18 protein-coding genes and 1 tRNA gene are annotated in these 25,808 nt (G+C 48.2%); 8 read left to right on the top strand and 11 right to left on the bottom strand.

Features of this window, described 5'->3' with window-relative positions; all coding sequences use genetic code 11:
* The first annotated feature begins 16 nt into the window (after window positions 1–16).
* Genes HRE53_RS05200 through HRE53_RS05190 form a run of 3 tightly spaced genes read left to right on the top strand, consistent with a single transcriptional unit; the run spans window position 17 to window position 4,213 of the window.
* Window positions 17–1,753, top strand: coding sequence for a diflavin flavoprotein (locus HRE53_RS05200; RefSeq protein ID WP_212662512.1), 1,737 nt, complete (start codon window positions 17–19; stop codon window positions 1,751–1,753).
* Between the two features lie 47 nt (window positions 1,754–1,800).
* On the top strand, window positions 1,801–2,334 hold the full coding sequence (locus tag HRE53_RS05195) for a DNA topology modulation protein (protein ID WP_235109331.1): 534 nt from the start codon (window positions 1,801–1,803) through the stop codon (window positions 2,332–2,334).
* Window positions 2,335–2,338: 4 nt separating this feature from the next.
* Window positions 2,339–4,213, top strand: coding sequence for a diflavin flavoprotein (locus HRE53_RS05190; protein WP_235109330.1), 1,875 nt, complete (start codon window positions 2,339–2,341; stop codon window positions 4,211–4,213).
* Between the two features lie 38 nt (window positions 4,214–4,251).
* Here HRE53_RS05190 and HRE53_RS05185 read toward each other — a convergent pair whose 3' ends face one another.
* Together HRE53_RS05185 and glp are read right to left on the bottom strand one after the other, a co-directional pair.
* A complete protein-coding gene (locus tag HRE53_RS05185) occupies window positions 4,252–5,580 on the bottom strand; it encodes an ATP-binding protein (RefSeq protein ID WP_235109328.1) in 1,329 nt (442 codons plus the stop codon).
* A gap of 176 nt (window positions 5,581–5,756) precedes the next feature.
* On the bottom strand, window positions 5,757–7,004 hold the full coding sequence (gene glp, locus HRE53_RS05180) for a gephyrin-like molybdotransferase Glp (RefSeq protein ID WP_235109326.1): 1,248 nt from the start codon (window positions 7,002–7,004) through the stop codon (window positions 5,757–5,759).
* Window positions 7,005–7,304: 300 nt separating this feature from the next.
* Between glp and HRE53_RS05175 the strand changes: the two genes are divergently transcribed.
* Window positions 7,305–7,526: a ferredoxin-thioredoxin reductase variable chain gene (locus tag HRE53_RS05175; RefSeq protein ID WP_212662507.1), complete on the top strand. Its 222-nt coding sequence runs from the start codon at window positions 7,305–7,307 to the stop codon at window positions 7,524–7,526.
* 55 nt (window positions 7,527–7,581) lie between these two features.
* On the opposite strand, the gene HRE53_RS05170 is transcribed toward HRE53_RS05175, so the two are convergent.
* The 8 genes from HRE53_RS05170 to HRE53_RS05135 form a co-directional block, all read right to left on the bottom strand.
* Entirely contained in the window at window positions 7,582–9,402 is a 1,821-nt protein-coding gene (locus HRE53_RS05170) for a response regulator (RefSeq protein ID WP_235109325.1), read from the bottom strand.
* Window positions 9,403–9,520: 118 nt separating this feature from the next.
* Window positions 9,521–11,626: a GAF domain-containing protein gene (locus HRE53_RS05165; protein WP_235109324.1), complete on the bottom strand. Its 2,106-nt coding sequence runs from the start codon at window positions 11,624–11,626 to the stop codon at window positions 9,521–9,523.
* A 350-nt stretch (window positions 11,627–11,976) separates the two neighbouring features.
* The gene (locus HRE53_RS05160; protein ID WP_235109323.1) at window positions 11,977–13,428 is read right to left on the bottom strand and encodes a serine/threonine-protein kinase; all 1,452 of its coding nucleotides are present in this window, start codon (window positions 13,426–13,428) and stop codon (window positions 11,977–11,979) included.
* Between the two features lie 450 nt (window positions 13,429–13,878).
* The gene (locus HRE53_RS05155) at window positions 13,879–15,990 is read right to left on the bottom strand and encodes a M3 family metallopeptidase (RefSeq protein WP_235109322.1); all 2,112 of its coding nucleotides are present in this window, start codon (window positions 15,988–15,990) and stop codon (window positions 13,879–13,881) included.
* 112 nt (window positions 15,991–16,102) lie between these two features.
* On the bottom strand, window positions 16,103–17,131 hold the full coding sequence (dusB, locus tag HRE53_RS05150; RefSeq protein WP_235109321.1) for a tRNA dihydrouridine synthase DusB: 1,029 nt from the start codon (window positions 17,129–17,131) through the stop codon (window positions 16,103–16,105).
* Between the two features lie 200 nt (window positions 17,132–17,331).
* Window positions 17,332–18,324, bottom strand: coding sequence for a phenylalanine--tRNA ligase subunit alpha (pheS, locus tag HRE53_RS05145; RefSeq protein WP_235109320.1), 993 nt, complete (start codon window positions 18,322–18,324; stop codon window positions 17,332–17,334).
* Between the two features lie 224 nt (window positions 18,325–18,548).
* Window positions 18,549–19,247 (bottom strand): NADH dehydrogenase subunit K, encoded by a 699-nt coding sequence (locus HRE53_RS05140; RefSeq protein ID WP_212662499.1) that lies wholly within the window; start codon window positions 19,245–19,247, stop codon window positions 18,549–18,551.
* A gap of 317 nt (window positions 19,248–19,564) precedes the next feature.
* Window positions 19,565–19,637: transfer RNA gene (locus tag HRE53_RS05135), tRNA-Glu, on the bottom strand.
* Window positions 19,638–20,099: 462 nt separating this feature from the next.
* On the opposite strand from HRE53_RS05135, the gene HRE53_RS05130 reads away from it, so the two are divergent.
* The 4 genes from HRE53_RS05130 (at window position 20,100) to HRE53_RS05110 (ending at window position 25,021) form a co-directional block, all read left to right on the top strand.
* On the top strand, window positions 20,100–21,149 hold the full coding sequence (locus HRE53_RS05130; RefSeq protein ID WP_212662498.1) for a chlorophyll a/b binding light-harvesting protein: 1,050 nt from the start codon (window positions 20,100–20,102) through the stop codon (window positions 21,147–21,149).
* A gap of 280 nt (window positions 21,150–21,429) precedes the next feature.
* Window positions 21,430–22,497: a high light inducible protein gene (locus HRE53_RS05125; protein ID WP_212662497.1), complete on the top strand. Its 1,068-nt coding sequence runs from the start codon at window positions 21,430–21,432 to the stop codon at window positions 22,495–22,497.
* Window positions 22,498–22,766: 269 nt separating this feature from the next.
* The gene (locus tag HRE53_RS34865; RefSeq protein WP_315876305.1) at window positions 22,767–24,176 is read left to right on the top strand and encodes a 2-phosphosulfolactate phosphatase; all 1,410 of its coding nucleotides are present in this window, start codon (window positions 22,767–22,769) and stop codon (window positions 24,174–24,176) included.
* Window positions 24,177–24,379: 203 nt separating this feature from the next.
* Complete coding sequence (locus HRE53_RS05110; protein ID WP_212662495.1) at window positions 24,380–25,021, top strand: thylakoid membrane photosystem I accumulation factor; 642 nt, start codon at window positions 24,380–24,382, stop codon at window positions 25,019–25,021.
* A 22-nt stretch (window positions 25,022–25,043) separates the two neighbouring features.
* Here HRE53_RS05110 and HRE53_RS05105 read toward each other — a convergent pair whose 3' ends face one another.
* Window positions 25,044–25,802 (bottom strand): ABC transporter ATP-binding protein, encoded by a 759-nt coding sequence (locus HRE53_RS05105; RefSeq protein ID WP_315876304.1) that lies wholly within the window; start codon window positions 25,800–25,802, stop codon window positions 25,044–25,046.
* Window positions 25,803–25,808 lie beyond the last annotated feature (6 nt).

The following is a 25,808-nucleotide window of genomic DNA, read 5'->3' as shown; positions in this document are numbered from 1 at the left end:
GCATTGGAGGTGGCTGATGGTAGCACTAGGCGATCGCAACGTACAATCCGACAACCGATTAACCACACAAACCCTTGAGATTGGGGAAGAGACCACCGTGATGCGCTCCTTGGATTGGGATCGTGATCGCTTTGACATCGAGTTCGGGTTACAGAACGGTACCACCTACAACTCCTATCTAGTCCGGGGTGACAAAGTCGCCCTGATTGACACGTCCCATGAGAAGTTCCGAGAGCTATACCTCAGCCTCCTCAAAGGTGAAATTGACCCAGCTGAGATTGATTATCTGGTTATTAGCCACACCGAGCCTGACCATAGTGGCCTGGTTAAAGATGTCTTAGCCCTCGCCCCTAATATCACCGTTGTCGGCGCCAAAATTGCCCTCAGCTTTTTAGAAAACCTCGTTCACCAGTCCTTCAACAGCCAGATTGCCAAAAATGGCGATCAAATTGACCTCGGCCAAGGTCATGTTTTGGAATTCCTCAATGCCCCCAATTTGCACTGGCCCGATACCATCTTCACCTACGATCACAAGACTCAAATCCTCTACACCTGTGATGCCTTTGGCTCTCACTTTTGCACCGACGATACCTTTGATGCCAATCTAGAAGCCCTCTCACCAGACTATCGGTTTTACTACGAATGTCTGATGGGACCCAACGCTCGCTCTGTCCTTGGAGCCATGAAGCGGATGGACAAGCTAGAAGGCATTAACACTATTGCGACTGGCCATGGCCCTCTTCTCCGTCACAATGTTCAAGAGCTAACAGAACGGTATCGCAAGTGGAGTAAGGAGAAATCCAAAGCAGAGAAAACAGCAGCAGTCTTTTATATCTCCGATTACGGCTATAGCGATCGCCTCTCCCAAGCGATTGCCCGCGGCATTTCTAAGACCGGGGTCGCCGTCGAGATGATGGATTTGAAAGTCGCTGATGTGCAAGAAGTACAGGAACTAATCAACTATGTTTCTGCGTTTGTCGTCACGACTCCACCTGCGTCAGGCCGTTACGCTACGGTTGCCCAAACTGCAATTAGCCAGATTTTAGCGGCTGCCAAGAGTAAGCAGATTTTTGGTGTTTTTGAATCCTATGGGGGTGACGATCAGCCCATTGATCCCCTATTGACTCGGTTTAAAGACACGGGTTCAAAGGAAGCCTTTAGCGCGATTCGGGTCAAGGACACCCCCACTGAAGCGATTTACCAAGCCTGTGAAGAATCTGGAACTGACCTGGGCCAAAAATTGACTCTGAAAGAAAACATCAAGAAGATCAAAGAGATTGATGGTGATTTGGAGAAAGCCCTAGGCCGTCTTAGCAGTGGCCTTTATATTCTTACGGCCCATAAAGGTGATCTGAACGGGGCCATGCTGGCCTCCTGGGTTGCCCAAGCTAGCTTTGAACCCCTCGGGTTTACAGTGGCCGTGGCGAAAGATCGGGCGATCGAATCCCTGATGCAGGTCGGTGATACCTTTGTTATCAATGTCTTGGAAGCCGATAATTATGCCAGCTTGATGAGTCATTTCCTCAAGCGATTTCCACCTGGGGCCGATCGATTTGCAGGGGTCAAAACGCGCACGGCTGAAAATGGGTCTCCTATTTTGGCAGACGCTCTCTCCTATATGGAATGTAAAGTCATCAGCCGGATGGAATGTAGCGACCATTGGTTGGTCTATAGCGAGGTTACGGTGGGTAAGGTGTCTAAGCCTGATAGCCTCACAGCAGTCCATCATCGACAGGTGGGTACTTACTATTAGGGATTTGGCCTTTATCGATCGTTGCGAGTATTTTCGAGGCTAAATGAGTGCAAAAGGTTGCCATTATTGGAAATTGCGGGGCGGGTAAGTCTACCTTAGCTCGGCAGTTGGGGTCTCTTCTCAACCTGAAAGTGATCCATTTAGACCAAGCATATTGGCAGCCGGGTTGGATGGAAACCGAACCACAGGCTTGGCGGCGACGAGTGGAAGCCCTAGTCCAATCAGAAGCCTGGATTATAGACGGCAATTACAGTGGCACTTTTGATCTGCGTCTTCCGGTTGCCGATAGGGTTATCTTCCTAGATTTTTCTCGCTGGCAATGCCTGGTACATGTCCTCAAGCGCATCTGGCAGTATCGTGGTCAAACTCGACCTGACATGGCCCCTCATTGTCCCGAGCGACTCAACTGGCAGTTCCTATGGTACGTATGGTGTTTTCCCAGTCACAATCGCCCCAAAATTGTCCAAGCGCTGGCTACGCTGCCTTCCCCACAGACCGTGATGACGCTTCGCGATCCTAAAGCCGTTCAGCAGTTTTTATCACAATTTCAACCTTGTTCTTCCTTGCAGTTAGACGGATAGATTCATGACCCCATCCACCCTTACTCCCACTTCCCAGTCTGCAACCGATAAAGCTAGAGATGTACAGGTGGTTCCTGTCGCACCGGGGACATTGGCGTTGCGATCGCGCAGTTGGAATCGCCTCCGATTTGAAATTGAATATGCTCTTGAACGAGGTACAACCGCCAATACCTACATCGTTAAAGGGGATAAAACTGCCCTGATCGATCCGCCAGGAGGCTCTTTCACAGAAATCTTTTTTCAACAGCTTCAGGCCATATCGGCTCAGTCGAGTGCTGCCTTTAAACCACTATTCGGTCGGCTTTGGGATCAACTCCGGTGGGTGACTCAGCAGTCTGTTGATTTAGACGATTTTGACTTTGATTTACAGACGCTGGATTATTTGGTGCTGGGTCATGTCAATGCCAACCGCGCAGAAACCTTAAAGGGACTTCTCGATCAGGTTCCCAGCGTCACTATCGTTTGTTCCAACCCTGGTGCAGCGGCCCTCAAATCTGCTCTCCCAGACTATGAACTGAATCTTAAGATTGTCAGAAGTAGTGCCAGCGACAAAACTCTGGACCTGGGACAAGGGCACCGACTGCAGTTTATTCGGGCCTCTACGCCTCGCTATCCCGATAGCTTGTTAACTTACGATGCTGCCACTCGAACGCTCTTTTCCGATAAATTCTTCGGCATTCATCTCTGTAGCGAGGATGCCTTTGACCACAACACTACTCAACTGAGGGAAGATCGGCGCTATTACTTTGACTGTTTGAAAGCCCCCTATGCCCGCCAGGTCGAAGTCGTGCTCGAAAAGTTAGCGCCTTTGGCGATCAGCACCTATGCTCCTAACCATGGTCCTATTGTTCGGTATGGTGTTCAGGAGCTTACTCGTACTTATCAGCAATGGAGTGAGGTCCAGAAAAAGAAAACCAGTTCGGTGGCGATTCTTTATGCTTCGGCCTACGGCAATACTGCCACTATTGGCCAAGCGATCGCTCGAGGGATTACCAAGGCAGGGGTAGCGGTGCAGGTGATCAATTGTGAAACGGCCAGCCCCAAGGATATTCAAGCCGTTGCCGACAATTGTGAGGGCTTTATTATTGGTTCGCCAACCCTTGGGGGACATGCCCCGACTCAAATTCAAACGGCCCTAGGAATTCTGCTGTCGACTGTTCCCAAAACGAAGCCCACGGGGGTTTTTGGTTCCTTTGGCTGGAGTGGTGAAGCGATTGATTTATTAGAAGGAAAGTTGCGGGATGCCGGTTACAGCTTTGGGTTTGACTCCATTAAGGTGAAATTCAAGCCGACTGATGTCACCCTCAAAACCTGTGAAGAATCGGGCACTGACTTTGCTCAAAAGATTAAGAAAGCCAAGAAAGCCAAATCCCGTCCCCAAAGTTCTACCCAATTGGGAGCCCAAACCACATCAACGGAACAGGCTGTAGGTCGGATTGTCGGTTCTCTCTGTATTCTGACTGCAAAGCAAGGCGATGTTGCGAGTGGGATGCTGGCCTCATGGGTCTCACAGGCCACCTTCAATCCACCGGGATTTACGGTTGCGGTTGCCAAGGAGCGAGCCGTTGAGTCCTTGCTCCATAACGAGAGTACGTTTGTGCTCAATATTTTGGGTGAAGATAACTATCAGCGAATGATGAAGCACTTCCTAAAGTCTTTTGGTCCAGGTGAAGACCGATTTCAGGGGCTTGAAACGGATACTGCTAGTAATGGCAGTCCTATTCTGAAAGAATCAATCTCTTATTTGGAGTGCGAAGTGGCTAATCGGATGGAATGTGGGGACCACTGGGTCATCTATGCCACGGTCAAGAACGGTGAAGTGTTGAAATCTAACGTCAAAACTGCAGTTCATCATCGCAAAGCTGGAACCCGCTACTAAAAATCAGGGCTGTTACTCAAGCGATACAGCCCTGATTTTTACAACTTGAAAGAAGCTAGATCATCATTGCTTTGGCTTTTCTTTCCGTTTTTGGAGGCTGCTTTGGGGCTGGCTCCTCCATTGACGTCTGTACCAATGCTGACTTTAGTGACCAGATCTTTCCAGGATACTTGGGTGTTTTGCTCAAGAACTGCTAATAAATCGACAAAGGCCTTAATGGTATTCCGAGGGGTACGGAAGTACGCTTCGCCAATATAGTCTGAGCAATGGGCCATAAATGCCTGGATGCCTTGATCTGGAAGGCGAGATTTCTTCGTATTGCCTTCGGCAAACACTAGGCGAATTTTGCCCAGCAGCACGTACAGGTCTTCGGGACTTAGGTTCGCTAAGCGTAAAACAGGTCCACTGTAATCTACTAGACCGTCACCTGCAAAACTATTCTCTGCCAAGCGCGTTTGCAGCGCAGGATAGCTGTAGAGTCCTCGGCGTGTATCCATTAGCAAATCAGGAGTGCCACCAAACATAAACCCTAAATGCCCAGCATTCCCCTGCAAACAATCATTGAGGATGCGCAGAATTTGTTCGTAATTGCTTTTGCGGGCCTGGGTGTTGGAGAGTTTATATAGATTCACCATTTCATCCAAGCAAATCATAAAGCCGTCGTATCCCGCTAGTTTCACCAGCTGGGCAAAAAGCTTGAGTTGATCGTAGACGTTGGTATCATCGACGATGGTTCTGACTCCTAAGGCCGTTCGGGCTTCGGTTTTGGTCGAAAATTCTCCCCGGAGCCAGCGGACTGCATTGGCTTTCAAGGCATCATCTCCGCTATCATGACCGCGCCAGTAGGCGGCAATTACTTCGGCAAAGTCATAGCCACCGACGAATTCCGAGAGATGAGCTAATCGCTCGCGGATAATGTCCTCGGGATTGACCTTGCGATCGCGTCCCTCTGTCATCGCTGACGTCACAAATCGTTCGACGACACTGGGCAAAGCTCCACCATCTGGTTTGGTGCGAGTCGATAGGTTGGCCATGAGTTCGGTATACAGGGACCGGGCTTGACCACTAGACGCATGTAAGCGCCGATCGGGCGTTAGGTCAGCATGGGCTGTCACCAGCTTTTTCTCTAAAGCAATGGTGCGGGTCAAATTGATGAAAAAGGTTTTACCCGAGCCGTACTCACCAATAATGAAGCGGATGGCGGCGCCGCCTTCGGCGATGCGTTCGACATCTCGCAGAATGGCTTTAATTTCTTCAGCCCGTCCCACTTGAATCAAATGTTGTCCTTTGCGTGGAACCACGCCCGCTTGCAGGGCCTGAATCACTGCATCCCGATCTTTGGGTTTAATTTTGATGGCAGTGGCCATGCCCATCACTCCTGCAAACAATTTGTACTAAAGTCGCTGGCTGCTTCTCCCATTGCCTAATGCATTGCACCAGCTAGGCAACAGTTTAGACTGAGGATCCAAGAATGCCAATGGTTGTCATGGATTTGGCATTAATAAAGGTCTACTTTATGGTTGATCGAGCCTGCTTGAATGGTTTAGGTGTTGGCTGCCTCCACTTGCATCACAGACACTACCCCCCCAGCTTCTGTTGCCGGATGATCGATAGGAATAACAACTAAACCGTTGGTTTGAGACAAATTCATCAGATTACCAGAGCTATGACTCCCGCCAGCTAATGCAAATTCATATTGGCCGGAATCCAGGCTCAATTTCCCCCAGAGATAAATTTCTCGCTGGCCGCCTGCTGGTAAAGGGTGTAAGGTTCTAGCTTCTACAAACTGAGGCCTCCAATTGGCAGCCTGACCGGATACTTTGCGGAGGGCGGGCTGCACAAATCGCCAAAAACTGACCAAAGCCGAAACAGGATTTCCTGGTAGACCAAAATACAGGACAGGTTGCTTTCTGTCTGCAGCAGGAAATGTGGCAAAGGTTAAAGGTTTACCTGGCTTAACGGCCACAGACCGAATATGAATATCAGCATTTAACTCAGCCAGTACTTGATCCACATAATCGTAATCCCCAACCGAGACTCCCCCGGAGGAAATCACTACATCGGCCTGGGGAATTGTAGTTGCGATCGCAGTTCTCAAATCCTCAACTTGGTCACCCACCGGATCTACCAGTCGCACTTCCGCTCCCATTGCCTGCACCAACGCTGCTAAAGCATACCGATTGGAATCGACAATTTGTCCGGGCTGTAACGGCTGATCGGGGGCAATGAGCTCATTGCCTGTCGATAAAATCGCGACCACGGGCCGACGATAAACAGGAATCTCTGTGCACTGCACCGTTGCCAAAATGGCAATATCTGGAGGCGTTAGAGTAATGCCTTGCTTTAAAATCGGTGTTCCCCCTTGATAGTAAGCGCCTCGCTTTCTGACAAAGGCTTGGGGTTGAGGGCATTGCAGGATATGAACTTGCTCACCTTGTCGGAGCGTATTCTCTTGCATCACCACTGTATCTGCCCCCTGGGGCAGCATGGCCCCAGTAAAAATGCGGGCAGCTTGCCCAGGAGCTAACGAGATATTAGGGCAAGTCCCGGCTGGTATTTCCGTCACTACATCAAGGATGGCTGGGGTGTCAGGTCCACAAGTTTTGAGATCTTCGTAGCGAACCGCATACCCATCCATCGCTGAATTATCCCAATAGGGAAAATCCAGTTTACTGGAAATATCTGTGGCCAGAATCCGCTGCTGAGCGTTGAGAAGAGAGGTGACTTCTTGATCGGTGAGCGGTAGAGCAATCTTAAGAATGAGAGACTCTGCTTGGGCAACTGAAAGCATGAGATACCTTTGGGTGCAAGGACGATAGGGGAGCGGTGTCGGGGGTTGCTCCTACAAGTTAGGCTGACCAACCTTCATTTTGCAAAAAATAATAGTATCTTCTGTTACATCCCTCTAAGCTTCCATCAGTCGATTGGGGCTTGCTTTGGCTGACTTCAAAGTTTTGCTTTTACAGCAAGGTCCTGCAACTGCTTCATCAGCAACGGTCCATCTTGTGCAAAGATTAAAAGAGATTGTTCTGCATTCTCGCTAGAGAGGTGCAAGCAGTTGATGCCCCTGTTTAGAGTAATCGGCTAAGTTATGCAAGTAGGCGATCAAGTCCGCGTCAAAGAATCAGTTGTTATCTACCATCATCCTGAACATCGAAATAACCCCTTCGATATTAAAGGCACGGAAGGTGAGCTAATTCAAGTCATCAAGGACTGGCAAGGGCGAGAAGTGAGCGCCAATTACCCTTATCTCGTTAAGTTCAGTAAAAAACTCCGCATTCATTTGGGCGAGCACGAAATAGAGTCTGTGTAGCGTCTAGCTAGATCTATCCCTAAACGCCATTCCCCTCAAACAATGGCGGATGATTTTAGCCCACCAGCGATTGTAGGGTGGCTAAGAGATTGGATTCATCATAAGGTTTCGCCAGGTAGGCACTAGCGCCCAAGGTTGTCGCTAACTGTCGATGCTGGTTGCTATTACAGGTACTGAGCATCACCACTGGCAGATTCATAATGGCTGGCTGACGGCAGCGATATTCTAGAAACTCAAACCCATTCATATTGGGCATTTCCACGTCACAGATAATCAGCTGAATATCCGCTCGTTCTACCTGTTCGATGGCTAATTGACCATCAGCAGCCTCTAGGACTTCGTATCCGGCTGATTGTAGCGCCGTGGTTACCATCATGCGGACCATTTTGGAATCATCAACCACGAGTATTGTGGTTTGCGATCGCGTTTTTTTACGGAGCTTTTGAGGGCGTTTAGGCTTGGGACTGGCAGATACTGCTGGGCTGGACAGCCGCACTGCCTTTGGCATTGGCAGCGGACTTAAATCCAACATTTCATTGAGCAGGGCGGCAATATCTACTACCCCATACTCCTCTGACTCCAAAGCCGTCTCGCCAGAAAAATAAGGACAATGGATTTGTTCTTCTGGGATTTGTAGAACCAGCTCTGACTCTGTCACCAATCGGGTGATTTCAACTTCTAACGCCAGGGTCTGCCCCCCCTGATGAATAATAACGAAGGGAGAACTGCCAAACACTGTTGTACTGCCCTTCCCCGACAGGACTGCAGCCGTCAGTCGGGGCCAATGAGTCTCCCCTTGATTGAGTAAATGCCCTAATGGATGAATCGGAATAAACTGTTGCTGCCAACTTAAACAACGCTGATGTTCATTACCCATCAACTGTTCAGCCCTAGGGATGAGGATTTCTGCCACAGCCTCTGATGGAATTGTAAATAGCAGCCTTTCCTGCTGCCAGACAAACAATTGGGTAGCGTTTAAGATCACCTCATCTGAAGCTGATAATGACTCAGCAGTGGGAATTTCTGCAGCCATGGGGGACAACATGGCAGTGGGTATCGATTGAGTATCCAGCATCTCCGAGCTCTGCTGCTGATTCCCTGGACTCTGCTGTGAAACAGAGTCAGTCTGCAATGCCTGTAAGGCTGTTTTATGGGCTGCTCGAAAGCCAGCCAAAGATAATTGACCAATTGAAATCGCAGATTGGGGATTGCTGTCCAACATTTCCAAGGTGGATTGAGCAATCGTGGTCAGCTCATTCAGCTCCAGGACTTCTCCCCAACCCAATAATGCTTCTGTTAATGCTTTTAACTCAGCCGCAAGGTCGTAGACCTGGGGCTCGATCAATACCTGATTGAGCTGCTCTAAAATTTCCGCAACGTCAGAGATCAAGATTAAAGAGGTAACATCGCTTCCCCCTGCGGGCAGCATTAAATTTCCATTGGCAGCTAACTCATCTTCGGCGATGTCTAAAGAAACGGGCACATAGGCAGAAAAATCTAGTTCTGAAGAAGTGTCTAGGTCTGAAGAAGTGTCTAAGTCTGGTGGGCCAGAAATATAAGCTTCTAAAGCTGTTTGTATCCCTTTATAGGCTTGCCTCAGCAGGTCTGCATCCCCCGGGGTCGTCCCTAAGGGATCTTGCTGTAAGTTGAGCATGAAACCCGAAAAGGTTTGGACCTGATTGGCTAACTGAGTTAGATCCAGGGATTGGGCTCCCTCATCCAAGATCTGCGCCATCTCCAGTAAAAAATCAATGGATGTTTTACTGGGAATTTGCAAAACCTCTTGTAAGGTTGTGTCAATCTGCAGTAAAAGTTCTAATGCTTCTTGAAAAAACAGTTGATAGGCAGGATCGCGCAGCGGCGTCTCATTAGCCATGTCTGGCTTCCTTGAATAGGTCATGAACTGATCGGCAGACTAGATGAAATAGCCCCAGAGAAAATGATACTGGGCTAAAGGCAGAACAAAGCAAAGGATGGATTATCAGAGTCATGAACTAGGCTGATAAGGAATCTTCCGAGTTGAGATCGTTATTGACCGCAGCCATCAGCTGATGAACGGCTTCTGCAATTTGGGAGGATTGTGTTGTGGCACTGAGCGTAGTGTTTGCGAGATGATCCAAGGTTTTGTGACCTAAAACCGATAATTCCACCTGATTCGTGGTGACTTCAGCAATTTGCTGCACGAGATCTAAGACCCGTTGGTTCAGGCTATTTAATTCATGCAACTTCGCTTGGGTATTGCCTAAGGTTTGGGTATCCACCGCAATTGTGTTTTTTCCCGTAGACATCTCCTGACCCACAGATTGAGTCGTTGTTTGAATATGGCTGACTAAGGGCTTGACGTCCGTCAGGGTCGCGTCCAGCTGCCGAGATAAGCCATGTACCTTTTCGGCAATTTCAGCAAAGGATTGACCCGCAGCACCAGATCGAGCCGCTTCAAGGGCTGCATTCATAGCCTGTAGCTGAACTTGGGACACCACATGTCCCATTAAATCAATCAGCTCACCGAGTTGTTGGGTCGGTTGCTGTAAGGGATGAACTGATTGGTCAACGGTTTCCACCAACTTGGATAGAGACTGTAAATGGTCCACGGTATTTGTCATCCCAGTTTGACTTTCTTGCGTGGCAATCTGCACCTGTTCCTGGGTTTGGGTAATCTCATTGAGGATGACATGAATTTGATCCGCAGCTTCAGCAATTTCATGCATCTGGTCTTGCGTATGGGTGATCGCCATATTGGCATCTGTGCCAAATAGTTCGACCACGCCATTACTTTCTAGGGAAAGCTGTGAAATTCTCTGCTGTAGCATTTCGTAGTCTTGAGCCGTCTGCTGGGTGTTAGCCATTGCATTATTATTGGCTTGATCGACTTGAACCAGGAGCCGGGAATGTTCAAGGGCAAATCCAACTTGGGAGGCCACTTGGGCAAAGAAGTTGATTTCTGACTCTTGCCATACTCGGGGTTGGGTACATTGATGGGCAATCAATAAACCAAATAGCTTGTCCTCCCGCAGAATCGGCACCACTAAGTTGGCTTTCACTTGAAAGGGCTCTAGTTGGGCCAGATGGCATTGGGTCAAGCCTGCTTCGTGGACGTTATTAATGGCTTGAATTCGTCCTGCACGATACTTCTCGACGTAGTTCTCGGCAAAACAAGGGTCTCTAATTTCGGCCCATAAGGCCTTGGCAATGCCTGGGATAGCGGATTCAGCTATCACCGTGCCATACCAGTCTGCATCAAACCCATAGACAATGACCCGATCGGCCTTGATGATTTTGCGAGCTTCTTCAACGGTGGTGTTGAGGACATCATCTTCATTGAGTGAGGCGCGAATCTTATTGGTGACGTACTTGAGCATCTGTAATTGCTCAATTTCGGCATCTTGCTGGGCCAATAGCGCAGGGATATAGCCTTCGATGCTGCGAATATTATGTTCTAGCTGGCTTAAGATATCTGCTTCAGCTTCCCCGGACTTAACCATACCCGGCCGAATTTGCTGGAGCATCTCATCAGAGACCTGAACTGCTTTAAGTACAGGAGTTGTTGCTCGATGGGCTAACCAAGCTGCGATCGCACCGGCCAGAAGGGCTGTGATTCCTGTTCCAATCAATAGGGAAGGGAGTTGTTGCTGAATAGAGCGTTCGGTTACTTGAAGATCTGGTTTACCAGCTTGCCGTTCCTGAGTAATTTGTTGCTGAACGAGTTGCCCACTAAAGTAAGTGACGGTTCCGATTGCGAGCACTGGCAACATACTGACCGCCAAGGCCAGAGATATGGCTTTAGCTTTAAAGGGAGCGTCTTTAGCTTTAAAGGGAGCGTCTTTATTCTTCACAGGGCCTGCCAAGGGGGATGCAGCCCAGCTAGAAGTGGCGGTTGCTTGGGCTTCAGGATGTGAATTCTGACTTTCTAACGTTTCTCCTCGATTGGCTTCTGCTTCACTCACATCCATCTGCATATCCCAGGGGCCAGATGTAGGCTCATCGGCCTCTAAGTCCTGGATGTGAAAGGACGGATCGGCCGATCTTGATGAGTTTTGATGGGTAGGAAGATCCTCCTGGTCAGCCGTATCGATGTCCAAGGGAGTAGAAGAATGTGTCATCACAAAATAGCCTCATTCATATGTAAGCCAAGCATTAACCGTCAGAGGAAGCATCCCAAAATTCGGATTTTAAGGATGTATTAAATACACCAATGTAAAAACAGTTTATAAAATTAAGGGTAAGATTTGCAGTGAAATTTTACCTTGTAGTGATTTTCCAATGTTCAGAGAGAATATGCAACGAAGAGATACCCATTGTAAAAATGCCACCCTTGAATCAACCCCAAGTTGGGCTATCTTTCATGCATAAATAACAGTTCTAAGAAGCAGGTAATCGTTCATTGAATTAATTAATTTTTATGGCAGAGAGCAAATAGCTCAAGATATTTAGGGTTTAGATTCTGCGCGATTTATTCATTCACTGATGATGTCAGGCGGTGAATGAGGGTTACAAATCCTAAGCGCCACCACCCGCAAACACCTCGGTCAACCCCCTGACGATTAAGAGGATCTGCGAAACAAGCCGGTAAGTGACCGATCGGTGCGCTGAGGGTGAATTTTAAGTTGGTATAGTCTTGCCATCGTTCCTTGCTAAACCAACCGATTTGCTTTCCAAATGTTTGCCAAACGGCGTAATCTAACGTTTGAGAACCGCCGAGCCGCTGGTAGATTTGTCTTTGAGCTGAAAATCCAAAGTGTCCACCACTATACTCTGTCCACAAAGAATCTAAAGTTTTTAGATCTTGGAGAGGAAAATTCTGAACTACCTGAATATTGAGCGCTTCTTGTGTGGTCATACCCGCAATTTTTAGCATCAGATTCCAAGTTTCTTGGTCAGCAGCAGCGAAATTTTGTTGGGTTAATAAGTCTTTTAAATAGGTGTAATTTGCCCCTACATCGCTTTTTAGGACAGGGGTTGATGCAGAGGTCGTCATTTTGGGTTGTAGGGGGGACGACAGGGTCTGAAGACTGGGTGAAGGGCTAGACGATAGGTTCGCATTGGGACTTAGGGCTTGCCACACTTCGATGGCTGATTGATACCGCTGTTGAATGTCTGGGTGGAGAAGGTTATCAAAAATTTGCGTTAGTTCAGGGCTGACATTGACCTTGAGGCGATGCCAGACTTGATGCCGTTGTTGCGGATTGGCAAAGGGATCTGAGTCTTCTTGGGCAAGATATCCTGTCAAGAGGCGCATCGCTGTTATTGCCAAGCTATGTAAATCGCTAGCTGCTTCTACTTGGCCCTTGAGCTGTTCTGGGGAGGCATAGCCAGGTGTTCCGGTGACGGGTCGAAACTGGCCTTCCAATTGTAAGGACCCCCCAAAATCAATCAGTACCAGGGAGCCATTTTCTTGACGAAGAATATTGCCGGGTTTGATGTCTCGGTGGACCACCTGTCGCTCATGAATAAACTGCAAGATCGGCAACAGCTCTGTAAACAGTTGTTGAATCTGCTGTTCACTGAAGGGGCCATTTTCGATGGCTTCTTGAAATAGATCTTGCCCTTCGATAAATTCCTGGATCAGATAAAGCTGTCCGTCCTGTTCTAAGAAAGCCAATAGCGAAGGGATTTGGGGGTGATTGCCCAGTTCCTTTAATATCGATGCTTCTTGATGAAAAAGGGCGATTGATTTCTCTACCCGGCTTGGATCTAATTGAGGTGGAATAAACTGCTTGATCACGCATGGAGACTGCAAACAGTGCTCATCTACTGCCGAAAAGGTATTTGAGAACCCCCCTGTTCCCAGGGATCGAATGGCACGATAGTGCCCGCCTAGGAGTAGAGACCAACCACATTGTTGACATGTTGAACTATCACTGGCATTGGAGTGCAAGCACTCAGGATTAAGACACTGAGACATTTCCCAAGGAATAACAGTATTTTTTCAAAAGGCCCATCATAGGAGCTTTGGAGAAGACAACAGTGATGGTACTAGGTCAAAGGACAGGGAAACTGGCCTCAAGTCAAAGGATGGGGACAAGATAACATTCGTATCTCGTGTGGTTTCGATATCAATGGGTATCAAAAAAATATTTTTGTGATACCGTTCAGTCCCGATTTAGGTAGTCCCATGGGGCTGAGGTTGGCAGCTTAAATGAATTTTAATGCCTCTTGGTCATTTACTTTTGTTTATTCTGGTAGCCGTAGCATTTTATCCCTGATCGAGAAAAAATAGGGACGGAATAGGGCCTGATGTTTACTTGGCTCTATCCCATCCCTGATGTCGAAAATTTGGATGATACTGGCTTGTGTGGCAAAAATCAGGACCAGTTGTGTTTAGCAATCGGTTCTAAATGTTGGCCAAATACATTTAGGCTTCGGCTTTTAGACCACTATGGCGAAGCAGCGCTTCAGTGCTTGGTTCTCGCCCTCTGAAAGATTTGAAGACTTCCATGGGATGCTGACTTCCTCCTAACGCTAGAACCGTATCGCGAAATCGGCGGCCCGTCTCTCGAATGGCAGCATCGTTCTCTAATCCTGCTTCTTCAAAGGCAGAAAAAGCGTCGGCACTCAGCACTTCAGCCCATTTGTAGCTGTAGTATCCGGCGGAATACCCCCCGGCAAAAATGTGCCCAAAGGAGCAGAGAAAAGAATCTTCTGGCAAGGGAGGCAAGATGGTGGTGGTTTTGGCAATGCGATCGCGGACCTGTTTCACTTTCTCAGAACCACCGGGCTCGTAGTTATGGTGCAGTTCCATATCCACCATGCCAAAGTGGAGCTGCCGCAGCATGGTGCTGCCACTCATATAGGTCCGAGCCGCCAGCAGCTTCTGGTAATACTCTTCAGGTAATGATTCACCTGTCTCATAGTGTTTGGCCATGCCCATCAGGGTTTGGCGGTCATAGCACCAGTTTTCCATAAACTGACTGGGCAGTTCGACCGCATCCCATTCCACATTACTGATGCCTGCAGCCCCCGCATAATCCACCTGAGTGAGCATATGCTGCAAGCCATGGCCGAACTCATGAAAGAGGGTTTCCACCTCTCTGAAGGTCATTAAACTGGGTTTACCATCTACTGGAGGGGTTTGATTACAAATCAAATAGGCAACGGGTAAGCGAGTCTGGACCGTATCACCCCGATGGAACTTGGCGCGACCCAAGCATTCATCCATCCAGGCACCGCCCCGCTTCTCCGCTGGGCGAGAGTAAGGATCCAGGTAGAAGTGAGCGATAGGTTCTCCCTGTTCATTGGCGACTTGAAAATAGCGAACATCTTCCTGCCAAACCGGAGCTTGACCATCGGCAGCGGTCACCGTCACCCCAAACAGGCGGTTGACCAGATTAAACAAGCCGTCTAAGACCTGGGGTAAGGGGAAATAGGGGCGCAATTGCTCATCAGTAATATCAAACTTGGCTTCTCGCTGGCGCTCGGCCCAGAAACTGACATCCCAATGCTTGAGATCGCTATCTTCCTCAGATCCTTGCTCCTTGGCAAAGGTTTTGAGGGTTTCGAGTTCTGCAGTAGCTTGATCGAAACTAGCCTGCCGGAGTTGCTCCTGTAAGGTTTCAACAGCAGAAACTGTGGGGGCCATCTTGCTCGCTAAACTGGCTTCCGCATAGGTTGTAAAGCCAAGAAGTTTTGCTTCTTCTTTTCGCAGCTTGAGAATTCGATCGATAATCTCAGTGTTATCAAATTCCCCTTCAGAAGCCCGGCTAATATAGGCTCGATACAGCTTTTCCCGTAAGTCGCGGCGCTGGCTATGCTGCATAAATGGGCCAAAACAGGGAATATCAAGGGTCATTAACCAAGGACCATGCTCTGGCGTGGAGTCTTTCTCTCCCACTGCCCGAGCTGCCTGGGCCGCTAGGCTTAGTAAGCTTGGCGGTAAGCCTGCCACTTCCTTGGGATTGGTTAATAGAATATTGAATGCTTTGGTTGCATCCAAAACATGGTTCGAGAATTGAGTCGATAGAGTCGCTAATTCCAGCTGAATTTGATTGAATCGCTCTTTGGCCTCTCCAATCAGACCCACACCCGATAGCTCTGCCTCCCGAATCGCACTCTCAACGATGCGTTGTTGAGCCGGATCTAATTGAGACCAGTCTGGACTCTGTTGCAGTTTTTTATAGGTTTCGTAAATAGGGCGACTCTGGCTCAAGCGAGTGATAAATTCCACGATCTTGGGTTGGCCAGCTTCATAGGCTTTCCGTAATTCTGGAGAGTTTTTGACCCCCATTAAATGTCCGACAATACCCCAGCTCCAGCTCAATCGGTCGCCGAGCTGCTCTAAGGGTTCCACCAATCCAGCCCAAGTCGGCTGAACGTCTGCTTCCAGAGTTTGTAATTCTTGCTCTAGCTCCGTTAATAACTGTGTGATGGCGGGCAGCACCTGCCCTGCCTCAATTTTGTCAAAAGGGGGCAAGCCTTCACAAATGAGGAGAGGATTATCCTGGGCGGCGATGGGGGTGTCGTTAGTCATAGTGTTCTATCGCTGTGTTTGATCAAAAATTCTACGTCAATCCCATGCATTGCAATTGAGGGATGGATCTGTATCGATAGGGCAGTCCATGTCTACATTGTAGGAAACCTTGTTAAGTCTGCGGGGTGGGATTACCGTCTATGGCTTGGTCAAGTAACTCTAGCCCTTCTTCGACGCTATTGATCCGACAGAGTCGATCTCGCAATTCGGCAGCACCAACAAACCCCTTTACGTACCAAGTCATATGTTTTCGAGCTTGGTGAATGCCTTTGATGCCTTTATATTCCCACAGCCCTTGCAAATGCTCCTGGGCACAGTGCAATCGCTCAATAATGGTGGGTGGAGCTTTGCGCTGTCCGGTTTTCAGGAAATAATCAATTTCTCCCACCAAATAGGGATATCCCAACGTTCCGCGCGAACACATGACCCCATCTGCCCCTGTCAATTCGAGACAGGCCATCGCCGACTCAACGGATACAATATCGCCATTGGCAATCACTGGAATGAAGAGCTGTTCTTTAACCTGTTTGATCCACTGCCACTGGGCGGGGCCATTATAACCCTGGGCTCGGGTGCGTCCATGCACCGTAATCATTTGTGCCCCAGCATCCTGCATCTGTTGAGCGAACTCCAGGATATTGATTTCGTCATCTTTCCAGCCAATACGGGTCTTGACCGTCACGGGCACCTCAACTGCCGCCACAACGGCTCGAACGATGGCTTCTGCGGTTTCTGGATCTCGCAATAGCGACGATCCGCCCCCTTTCTTGGTGATCTTATTGACGGGACAGCCCATATTCAAATCAATGGTATCTGCCCCTTCCTGGACTGCCATTTGGGCGGCTTCCGCTAGAAAATGGGGACGGCAATCAAACAGCTGTACACTAATCGGCTGCTCATCCAAATCCACATCCATGACTTTGGAGAGGTCACGAGCATGGCAGACCTGGCTGGCATGAACCATTTCTGTGTAGAGCATCGATTCGGGGGCGTATCGTCGCACCAAGCGACGAAAGACCAAATCCGTGACGCCAGATAAGGGCGACTGCAATACCCGACTGTTAACCGCAAAAGGACCGATCTTCAAAGGGGTGGATAAATCAGTCCTGAGTTGTGTTGGGTCAATGGAGGGCGCAGGCATTATAAAGGCTGGGAAGAGGAATTAGAGTTGAGCGGCTGGCCACGATGCTGCGTTGTTGGGGGCATGTTTGTTATGAGCCAAAGGTTCAGGTGAGATCGGATGGGCGGGGTTAGAGATGCGATCGCACCCCAGTATCCTGATAAAAAAATGCATCTTCTACCCAAATGCTAATGACTAGTTTGCCTACAAATGGGAAGCGTCTAGAATTGGCGTAAAAAACGCAAATCGCTGGTATATAACCGTCGAATATCATCAATCTGGTGAAGGACCATCGCAAATCGCTCCACCCCGAAACCTGCAGCAAACCCAGTATAGATCTCAGGATCGTAGCCCACGTTTTTGAGCACATTGGGATCAACCATGCCGCAACCTAAGACTTCTAGCCATCGGCCTTTCCACTGCACGTCGACCTCAGCAGAGGGTTCCGTAAAGGGGAAATAGCTAGCTCGAAACCGAATAGGTACATCTCCAAACATCTGTTCAATAAAGACTTTGATGGTGCCTTTGAGGTCCGTAAAGGTAAGCCCCTTATCAACCGCTAAAATCTCAATTTGATGAAACACTGCAGCATGGGTAGCATCTTCCGTATCCCGACGATAACAGCGCCCAGGAGCCGCGATTCGAATGGGCGGTTCATGGTCTTCCATATGGTGAATTTGAACCGCAGAAGTATGGGTGCGCAGCAGATTGCCATCTGGCAGATAAAACGTATCCTGCATATCCCGTGCCGGGTGATCGGGCGGCGTATTCAGGGCTTCGAAATTGTAATAGTCTGTTTCCATCTCTGGACCTTGGGCAATGGTATACCCCAAGCCCACAAAGATATCCAATGCTTTATCAATAGTGCTATTTAGAGGATGAACATGCCCTTGAGGAACGTAGGCTCCCGGCATGGTCACATCTAAGGTTTCTGCTGCAAGTTGAACCGCAATGGCTGCTTGATTTAGATCAGATTTTTTCTTTTCTAATCCCTGTTGTAATGCTTCCTTGACCTGGTTAGCTAGTCCCCCAATCCTGGGCCGTTCCGATGCATCTAGTTTGCCCATCCCCTTAAGGATTTGAGAAAGCTGACCTTTCTTGCCAAGGTAGCTAACCCGAAGCGTTTCTAAAGCATCGAGGGTGTCAGAAGAAATAATTGCAGCTTCTGCCTCTTTCCGAAGCTGCTGCAACTGAGTTTCCAGGTCACTGGTCATGATGTTTCATCGAAATAGTAGTGCTGACTTAAGTTGCGATCAGCATGGATAGAGGATTTAGGAGCTTAATACTTATAGAAGTGGGTTCTAAGTACAGGACAAAAACTATGAAAGCCATGTATATTGGTACTTCTAATAACTCAGGCTATAAGCTATGCCCTGCAGGGGTTTCGAGCGCTTTTAGTGCCAGACATTAAAAGTTCTGTCCTGTACAGAGAAGTGGGTTACGCTTCTTCTTTTTCAGCTTCAGCCACTAAGGTTGGCGTCATATCTTCGCCTACACCTGCACTCAAAGCTGCAGCAGGAGACTTACGAGCAACAGCTTCCAGATAAACACCTGTATGGATGGGGGGAACCACCTTCATCTGGTGGGTTGTGCTGTAGTAGCGGTGGGTCTGCATCAGATTGCCTCGCTCACGCACATCCTCATTGGCGATTTTCTTACGCAGCTTAACAATGGCATCCATTACGGCTTCCGGGCGAGGTGGGCAGCCAGGTAAGTAGACGTCCACAGGAATAAGCTTGTCGACCCCTCGTACAGCAGTTGTAGAATCACTGCTGAACATGCCGCCTGTAATGGTGCATGCACCCATAGCAATCACATATTTTGGATCAGGCATTTGTTCATAAAGCCGAACTAGTGCAGGTGCCATTTTCATGGTTACGGTTCCTGCCGTAATGATTAGGTCAGCCTGCCGAGGACTAGACCGGGGTACCAGACCAAATCGATCAAAATCGAATCGAGAGCCAATCATGGCTGCAATTTCAATAAAGCAGCAAGCAGTTCCATACATCAAGGGCCAAAGGCTAGAGAGTCTTGCCCAATCGTAGAGATCACTCATGGAAGACAAAATCACATTCTCAGACAGCTCTTGAGGGATCTGAGATTGAGAAATTGGATTGATTATCTGTTGGTCCTGCATTGCAGAAAGCGCCCTCAATGTTTGCTAGTTAAGTGAACTGAAATGCTTGCAGCGAAATACTGAACAGCATCTGGGAGAATATCAGATAGCGAAGAGAATAACTCTTCTGCAGACTTCCCCGTTTATTAATGTAACAACAGTTTTGCGTTAGTTTCTACAAATTTCATAGAGAACCTGACATCTCCCGTGGTCATCAAACATGAATGATAGGGGAATGTCCTGAACCTAATGGGAACTCAGAGATTACTGAGATAGACAGAATAAAAAATGTTTTACGGCTCTTCACTAGCGAAGAGCCGTAAAACATTTTTTTGAAATACCCCCAAGGGAATTCGAATCCCTGTCGCCTCCGTGAAAGGGAGGTGTCCTAGGCCTCTAGACGATGGGGGCCTGTACGTTTTTTTGACGATTTCTAACCTAGCGAAACTCTGAACTTCTGTCAATGTTTAATCTGACTATTGTGTTTTTAAAAGTCGAGTTGAGACAGAGATCCACCTTAGAGAACAATAGTACAAGCACTGCTTATCAAGCACTGCCCGTCGTGTTAGCTAGAAAGTCACTACTTAAACTATTCGTCAACAAAGTAACGAAACGCCTCTAACTTAACATTACTTTACGAATTGGCTTCACCTCTTCGGATCAATCTCTTCCAAAAGTGTGGAACCTCTGGGAACAGGTAAAAATCGTCTATCCCTTGAGTGACAAATCTCCAAAGCTGAAATTGATCAGTCAGAAAACGGATGAAAAACTGGAAACCACAGACAGCAAGAGGCGAGGTCTGATAGTATTTTTGATATTAAGTTTGATAATAAAGTTACGGTGGCACCGATAACAGAGGAGGAAATTTTTTAAATGCAAACTTATGGACAACCTGACGTTGAGTACGGCTGGTGGGCGTCGAACTCCCGCTATACCGACTACAGCGGCCAATTTATAGCTGCTCATAATGGCCAAATCGGCTCCATGGCTTTTTGGGCTGGTTCATTCACCATTTACGAATTAAGTCGATTTAATCCAGACTTACCTGTTTATCAGCAAAATCTAGTTTGTCTTCCTCAGTTAGCCCGCGCTGGTTGGGGTGTTGCTGCTGGAGGCGCCATTGTAGATACCTATCCCTACTTTGCAATTGGCATGATTCACCTGATTGCAGCGGCAGTCTTTGGTGCTGGTGCTCTTTATGGGGTTACCAAAGGTCCCAAGATTTTATCCGAAAGCGAATTTGCTGGAGCTCGAAGATTCCATTTTGAGTGGGATGACTTTGAAACTCAGGGACGTATCCTGGGCCACCATCTCATCTTTTTAGGCGCAGCATGCCTATTGTTTGCGACTTGGGCATGTACCCATGGGATTTATGATCCTGTCGCCGGAGAGGTCCGTGCAATCACTCCGAACCTCAATTTAGTCAGATTCTTCAAGTATGGTTGGGCAACTCCTGGCTTTAACCCTTACTTCGTTAATAACCTTGAAGATGTGATTGGCGGTCATTTCTTTGTCGCGTCACTCTATGTCTTTGGTGGTATCTTCCACATTCTTGTTAAGCCTTGGCCATATACCGATCGCTTATACATCAAGAATGGCGAAGCATTGTTAGGGTATGCTTTAGCGGGTCTAGCTTTTGCTGGCTTTAATGCAGCGTATTTCTGCTCTGTAAATGACGTTGTATTTCCTGTAGAGCTGTTTGGCCCCGTTTTGGAAGCCAAATTGAATGTCACGCCTTACTTTGCAGAAACTTTAGATCCTTCTCAGGGCGGACATACAACTCGTTTCTGGATTTCTAATTTCCACTACTATTGGGCTTTTTATTGCCTCCAGGGCCACTTATTCCATGCTCTTCGCTCCTATGGATTCGACTTCCGTCGCATTCCTCAAGCATTAGCAAGCTTAACTCCCGAAACAAACTAAGTATTGTTGGAACTACCATCAGCTTTGTTTTGATTTCTTCTTGATATTGGGGTGGCAGTAGATTGAGCGATTGTTTCAGTCATTACTGTCACCCTAATTATTGAGTTAAAAGTGTTTAGGCTTAGGCTTGAGTTGAGTCTCTAGACATTTTAGTTAGACAGAACTTCAAGCTCTAAAAGCCATTACTTATACCTGTCGGAGCCATGCCATTGTTCTGGTATGGGGTACACATAAAAATATTTCTATTTCCGAATACAGAAGACAAAAGAGGAAAACAGTTGTGACAGCATTCGCAAGAGGAAGAAGAGGCGGTAAGGCAGCCGCCGTCCAGAACGAATTACCGACATCCGTATTAAGCAACTTTGAGAACCAATGGTGGGCCGGCAACGTCCGGATGACCGACCTGTCAGGGATGCTTTTGGGAGCCCATCAATGCCACGCAGCCTTGATGAGTGTTGTCCCAGGCGCCTTCATCGTTCAAGAAGTCGCCCGCTATCAGCCCGGCATTCCCCTATCAGAGCAGAGCATGGTATTCATGCCCCACCTCGCCGCCCTTGGGGTTGGCGTTGGTGCCGGTGGAGAGATCGTCGACACCTACCCCTTCTTCGTAATTGGGGTCCTGCACTTTTTCATCGCCGCTGTATGTTGTGCAGCCGGTTTATATCACACCTTCCGAGGAGAAGCTCGTCTGAGCGACTGTCCCGAAGGCAGCACCTCCGCTGGCTTCCACTACGAGTGGGAAGACTTTGAGAGCACCTCCTACATTCTGGGTTATCACCTACTCTTCATCGGAGTTGCGTGCTTAATCTTCGCCGGCAACGCCGCCTACGGCACCGGAATGTATGACATCAACACTGAAACCGTTCATCAAATTAGCCCTAACCTGAATCCTGCTCGCCTGATTGGCTATCTGTTCGGATTCACCCCCAACGGCTGGAGCGGAGCCGGCATGGCCGCAGTCGACAACATGGAAGACGTCATCGGTGGACACTTCCTCGTTGGCGCCCTAGACGTAGCCGGTGCAATTTTCCACATCGTCTATCGTCAAGCTACTCCCATCTTCAACAAGCGTCCCGTCTTCTCACCCGCAAATGGTGGTTGGACCACCTCCGAAGGAATCCTCAATGGCGAGGTCATTCTTTCCTGGAGCGTCGCTGCAGTTGGATTCATGGGCATTAGCTCCTCCATCTTCATCAAATATTGTGATGTAGCCTATCCCCCCATCTTTCATGGAGTAGACCGTGGAGGCGCAGCCGCCCTTCAACTCATTCTTGGACTTCTTTGGATGGTTGGCGGTGGCCTTTGGCATGGCCTGCGTGGAGAGAAACTACACGCCCTGACCAAATAAAGCCCCCTGACAGTTTCTGGCCAAACTACACCAGAGACCTTAAAGTCAGTCATTAAGGGCAAGCAGGACATCCTGCTTGCCCTTTTGCTTGATTAGTCTTCAGAGAAAGGTAAAAACCCTGCAGAAGTGGCAACAAAGCCCCATAAAATAGAACTCGATAGAAAATAACGATATAGGTCATCTTTATCCCGTGAAATTATTCGTTTACCATACCCCCCGAAGAGATTCCCAATAATCGTCTCCCTGGCTGTGCCGTCGTCATCGACGTATTGCGAGCCAGCAGCACCATTGCCGCCGCCATTAACGCAGGCGCAGAAGCGGTCAGAGTTTTTAGTGAAATTGAACCTTTACTAGAAGCCAGTGAAGCTGTAGAAGAAGACAAACGGATCCGGGCAGGTGAACGAGGCGGTCGGAAAGTAAAATCCTGTGAATTTGGCAACTCCCCCTTAGCATTTACCCCAGAGAACACCGCAGGCCGTCGGTTATTTTTGAGTACAACGAACGGGACCCGTTGTTCAGAGAGCGTCCGTAATGCCTCAAAAGTGATCATGGCCTCCTTGACCAACCGTCAGGCCGTCGTCAACTATCTAGCCACCAAGAACCCCGGGACCGTTTGGCTAGTAGCTTCCGGTTGGGAAGGGAGTTATTCCCTCGAAGATACCGTCTGTGCAGGCGCAATTATTGATGGCATCTTAGCCAGCGGCAAGACCCCGTTGAGCAAACTAGCGGGGAATGACGAAGCCATCGCCGCCGTCTCATTATTTCGGCAGTGGCAAGACCAGTTACCCGAATTGTTGGCCAGTGCCAGTCATGGTCAGCGGTTATTGAAGATGCGGGGCAAAGCAGACGTTAATTATTGCTCTCAGCTAGACGTATTGGACACCTTACCGATTCAAAAAGGCCTGGGAACATTTGTTCAGCGTAAGCCAGGTGTCATTGAGAAGACCTGTGAATTCTTAGGACGCTTAGTGGGTCGTAAGCCCGTCAACGTGCCAGCAGTAGCAAATCCAGAAGTGGAAGCTCTTGCTCCTGAGGCAAAAGAAGCAAAGACAGCAGAGAAGAAGAGCTCGAAGTCGAAGAAGGTAGCTCCTAAAGTAGGCGAGCAAGACGAAAAGCCAAAAGCAGACGTTAAAGCCAAGGGTAAGGATAAGCCAGCGCCGAAAGCAGAGGCCAAGCCCAAAGCCAAGGGACCTGCGGCAAAGTCTCTCACGGCTGGGACATCTAAGGCAAAACCTAAGACAGAAGCGAAGCCAAAAGCTAAAGCAGAGGTGAAGCCCACACCTAAGGCAGCAGCTTCTCAGGCAAAGCCAGAATCTAAAGCCCCAACGACTCCTGCTCCTAAAATCACGTCAGCACCAGCACCGAAGGTCGATATAAAGGAAGTGGGTGAGAAGTCTACACCTGTGGCTAAGGTAGAGTCGAAGGGCGGTGAGGATAAGCCGAAGGAACAAGTTAAAGAGCCAGATACATCTACAGCAACTTCTGAGCCTAAAGTAGAGAAGCCTGAAGATAAGGCATCTAAATCTGCAGACTCGACAACACCAAAGACACCCAAGGTTGACTCCAAGGAGATAGCAGAGAAGGGGGAAGCACTGCTCAATGATGTGAAGGGTCTATGGGGAAAAATGACGAAGACTAAGCCTGGGTATGAGCGCATCCCGACTAAAAAAGATCAGTAAGAAAAGATGGTTAGTCGTTTGATAATCTGACTTCAGTCAATTCTATTGCTATCTAAATGGCTAGTACTTCAACTAGCAGGTGTGTTTGGAAGATTATTATCCAGCACTGTCTTGTGCTGCAATGCTACAAGTACTGTAGAGTGCAGTTTTAAGCTATGGTGCTTGGGCGGGTTAGTACGTTTGCTGTTGGAGGAATTGTAATCATGATTTTTGGCGTAGGTATTCGTCCAAGCTGGCGTCGTATCGGTCAACGTTTTATGAGTGGGTTGGTCCTAGTTTTGTTCCTGTTTGGATTTGGGATGGGAATGTCTCAAGATGCGATCGCAGGTATTAACGACGATGAATTCGATGGCAATATCTTTATCCTGTATGCCAGTAATGCTGCATTGGTTCCACCAAAAGTAAACTTAGCAGCGGCAATGAAGAAGGAAATGCCCACCCTAATCATGTTTTATTCAGACGATAGTCAGGAATGCAAACAAAATGCCTTGGTGTTGACCCAGCTACAGGCCGAATATAGACGTCAACTCAACTTTATGCCCATGATGGTAGATGCCATTAATACTCGACGGGACTACGAGCCTACTGAGGCTCAGTATTATTACAACGGGCAATTTGTTCCTCAATTTGTGCTGGTCGATGCGACCGGCCAGACTATCTTGAACCAAAATGGCAAGATGAAATTTGAATCATTGGATGAGCCGATTAGAGATTTATTGGAATTAGAACCTAGAACAGAGCCTCTTGTTTTAGATCGTCCTTTATTTTCGCCATCCCCTTCAGCAGATCAAACCTTCTTTGGTGAAGCCTTAAGAGGAATGCAAGACACTGTGCCAGAAGAATGATGATGTTAGGTTGAGCCAAGACCTAACTTTCGGTAGATGAATGTCCGCCTAGATACAGTGCACTTACTTTTGGATCATCTAATAGTTGTGGACCTGGCCCTTCAAAGCGATCTCGGCCTGAATCAAGGACATAACCTCGATCAGCCATCGCTAGGGCCTTACGGGCATTCTGTTCAACTAAAATAACTGAAGTTCCTTCGGCATTAATCTCACGAATTTTGGCTAAGATGTCATCCACTAAAATGGGTGAAAGGGCAGCCGAAGGCTCATCTAGAATTAATAACCCTGGTTCCAGCATCATGGCTCTGCCCATGGCCAGCATTTGTCGTTCTCCTCCTGAAAGAGTCCCAGCTTGTTGACGACGACGGTCAGCTAATTTCGGGAAGGTGGTATAGATTTTGGACTTCAGTTCCCCTAAAGGAACATCTCGAATAAAAGCCCCCATCTCTAGGTTCTCTTCTACCGTAAGCGAGCGGAAAACATTGGCTAGCTGTGGAACATAGCAAACTCCTTGGGTAACAATTTCATTCGGTTTACGCCCACCAATATTTTCCCCACGCCATAGAATAGAGCCGGTATTCGGGGATAACAAACCACAGATTGCCTTGGCTAAGGTTGATTTTCCTGCACCATTTGGGCCAATAATCGCAATGATTTCTCCGGCAAACAGCTTGAGATTGATCCCCTGCAAAATATCTAAGCCAGGAACATACCCGGCAAAAACATTCTCAACTTGCAACAGCAACTCTCGATTTGAAGCTGGCGTCACAGAATCCATCATCGTGTT

Source organism: Acaryochloris sp. 'Moss Beach', from assembly GCF_021497025.1.
GTDB classification, from domain to species: Bacteria; Cyanobacteriota; Cyanobacteriia; order Thermosynechococcales; family Thermosynechococcaceae; genus Acaryochloris; species Acaryochloris marina_A.
Note: the sequence above shows the minus strand (reverse complement) of the source record. Positions and strands in the feature narration are given on the sequence as shown.